At 67.7% G+C, this 2,742-nt stretch carries 3 protein-coding genes; all 3 read left to right on the top strand.

The features are described 5' to 3' along the window. Positions 1-576 (top strand): DUF8175 domain-containg protein (locus tag NA11_RS43535; protein WP_245746594.1); only part of this gene is annotated, 576 nt, incomplete at its 5' end. Positions 577-648: 72 nt separating this feature from the next. After that, entirely contained in the window at positions 649-1,461 is an 813-nt protein-coding gene (locus tag NA11_RS43530) for a DUF8175 domain-containg protein (RefSeq protein ID WP_069167983.1), read from the top strand. A 62-nt stretch (positions 1,462-1,523) separates the two neighbouring features. Beyond that, positions 1,524-2,742, top strand: a 1,219-nt coding sequence (locus NA11_RS43525; RefSeq protein WP_069167982.1) for a hypothetical protein, incomplete at its 3' end; no start/stop codon positions are given.

The following is a 2,742-nucleotide window of genomic DNA, read 5'->3' as shown; positions in this document are numbered from 1 at the left end:
GGCGCCGCGTTGCTGCTCGCGGCCACCGGCTGCGGCGGCGGCGAGGAATCAGGGCCGGATCTGGCCGCGGCGCCGACCGGGGTGCGCTGGCAACCGTTCCAAGGGGTGCCGCTGCCGCACACCGAGCAGGGGCCGAAGTCGACAGCCGACGGTGCCGCAACGGGTTTCGAGCACTCGCCGCGCGGCGCCGGTGTCGCCGCGATCACCCACGCGGTGCGCATCGCGGTGGCCGCCGACAGTCAGTGGGCGAAGGTGGCGGCCAAGGAACTGGTGCCGGGACCGGCCAAGGACGAATGGGCGGTCAACCGGGTCCAGCTGTCCATCACCGGCCCGGCCACTCCCGACTACGCGCCGCGAGTGCTGGGGTACAAGATCACCGGCTACACCGCGCAGCGCAGCACCGTCGACGTGCACACCGAATACTCGGACGCCTCGAAGGCGGTGAACCACACCACCGTCGAATGGTTCGGCGAGGACTGGCGATTACGACTGCCCGACCCGGGCTCGACCGCGAGACCCATCGATCCGATCGACGTATTACCCACCGACATAGTGAAATTGGAGGCGCCGAAATGAGTGAGCGCAGCGAGCGAATCGTATCGCCGCGCGCCTCGCGCATGGCGTGGTCGGCCGTCTGCGGGGCGCGGCATGGCTGAGAAGGATTCCTATTCGCGCGATCGCGTCTCCTTCGGCGCGATCGCCTCCGCGGCGGTGCTGACCCTCATCGTGGTCGTCGGCATCGTCGTGTACGTCACGCGGGACAGCGGCGCCACGGGCAGCACCCCGTCGGTCGCCGAGACGGTGGGCGGCAGCGGCTTCGCCACCCCGGAGGTCGATATCCTCGGCAGGCGCGTCGACGTGCCGAACAATGCTGCCGGGCAACCACTTCCGCAGAACGTGACGCGCCAGCGCAAGTCAGGCGACGCGGACTGGCTGACGGCGGCGCCCGAGGGCACCACCGCGCCGTTCGGCTGGCAGCGGGTCTTCGGGGCCTCGGTGCCGTTCTCCACCTCCGACGGGCCGACCCGCCTCGAAGACGGCCTCGCCGTTGGCTATTCGCACACGCCGCAGGGCGCGGTGCTGGCCGCGGCGCAGATCACCTACCGGCTCAACGCCCGTCCCGCCGACCGCGACCTCTATGTCCGGCAGGTGCGCAGTTCGGCACAGCAGATCGCGGCGTACGACCGGGCGCTCGCGGCCGACCGGTTACCCGAGCAGCAGCCGGAGCGGATCACCAAGTACTTCGTCGCCTCGGATGCGTTCAAGGTGGACGACTATGCCGACGATCTGGCGATAGTCCAGCTCGCCACCAGGGGGCAGGTGGTCGACGGTAAACCGACGTGGTCGACGATCCGCCTCGTCATGGTCTGGGACAGCGGCGACTGGCGGCTCAAGCCGTTGTCGTCGAACTCCGCGCAGACCGGGTTGATCGAATCGCTTGGCGGGTGGACGAAATGGTGAGCACGGTAGGGAAGGTGCGCGGAACAGTTGATGGCCGTCCAGTGGAGCGAGGGGTGCACGCAATGGTGAGGCGATTGCTCACGATCGTCGCGGTCATCTTCACGGTGATGATCGCGACGCCGACGGTGGCCTACGGGCAGCAGTACGGCTTCGACCAGACCTGCAACGAAATCCACGACACCCTCGACAATGTCGGCCTGCCAGGCATCTCGCTCGGCGACGCCGCCTCGGCCGCGTGCAAGGCGGGCAACGTGGCCTCGCACCCGGGCTCGGCCGCCGAGGCGGTGAAGGACAAGGCATGGGACTCGACCTTCGGCAAGGTGGTCGACTCGCTGATGAAGGGCCTCGGCGAGGCCATCATCCTGGCGTTGACCTTCTGGATGAAGGTGCCGAATGAGGCTGCCAGCGACTCGGGTTCGTTGTTCACGAAGATCAACGACTACACCTATCAAGCGCAGATATTGCTCTTGATCGCCTCGGTGATCCTGTCCGGCGCCCGACTGGCCGAAGCCAGACGCGGGGCGGCGATGAACGAGGCCGCGGAATCGTTCCGGATGTTCGCCAGGGTGGTGTTCAGTTCCTGGATGCTCGGTGCGGTGATCGTGGCAGGCACGCAGGCCTCGGATCGCTTCTCCGAGTGGATCATCAACGACTCGACCAACGGCAACGCCAAGGACCTGGCCGAGCTGATGGTGAAAACCAGTAAGCTACAGGCGTTTTCGCCCGGTCTGGTGTTGATCATCGCGATCGTCGGCCTGCTCGGTGCGCTCGCGCAGATCATTCTCGCCATCGTGCGCCAGGGTCTGCTGTTGATCGCGGCAGGCGTACTACCGCTGGCGGCGGCCGCGTCGGGGATGAACGTCGGCAAGCAGTCCTACCAGAAGCTGGTCGGCTGGATCATCGCGTTCATGCTCTGGAAACCGGTGGCCGCGATCGTCTATATGATCGCGTTCACCACTGCGGGCCATGTGGATTCGCTGACCTCGACCAACGGCCTGCCGGATGGTGAACAGGCGCAACGCATGCTGGTCGCCATCGTGTTGCTGTGCAGCGTCGCGTTCGTGTTGCCCGCGCTGATGCGACTGGTCACGCCCGCGGTCGCGATCGTCGGCAGCGGCGGTTCCGGTCTCACCGCGACCGGCGGCACCTTGCTCGCCGTCGCAGGCCTCGGAGCCATGGGCACCAAGGCCGTTGGCGTCAAGGGCACGGCGGCGCCCGGCTCTGCGGGCTACGTCAGCGGTAGCGGCACGGGTCCGCGTCCGCCGGGTGGCGCGGGCGGCC

Origin of the sequence: Nocardia altamirensis NBRC 108246, assembly GCF_001612685.1 — a bacterium.
Taxonomy (GTDB): domain Bacteria; phylum Actinomycetota; class Actinomycetes; order Mycobacteriales; family Mycobacteriaceae; genus Nocardia; species Nocardia altamirensis.
Note: the sequence above shows the minus strand (reverse complement) of the source record. Positions and strands in the feature narration are given on the sequence as shown.

Bases quoted from the DNA above. Each gene is read 5' to 3' on its own strand.
- NA11_RS43530 (WP_069167983.1), top strand. From the start codon at position 649: ATGGCTGAGAAGGATTCCTATTCGCGCGATCGCGTCTCCTTCGGCGCG.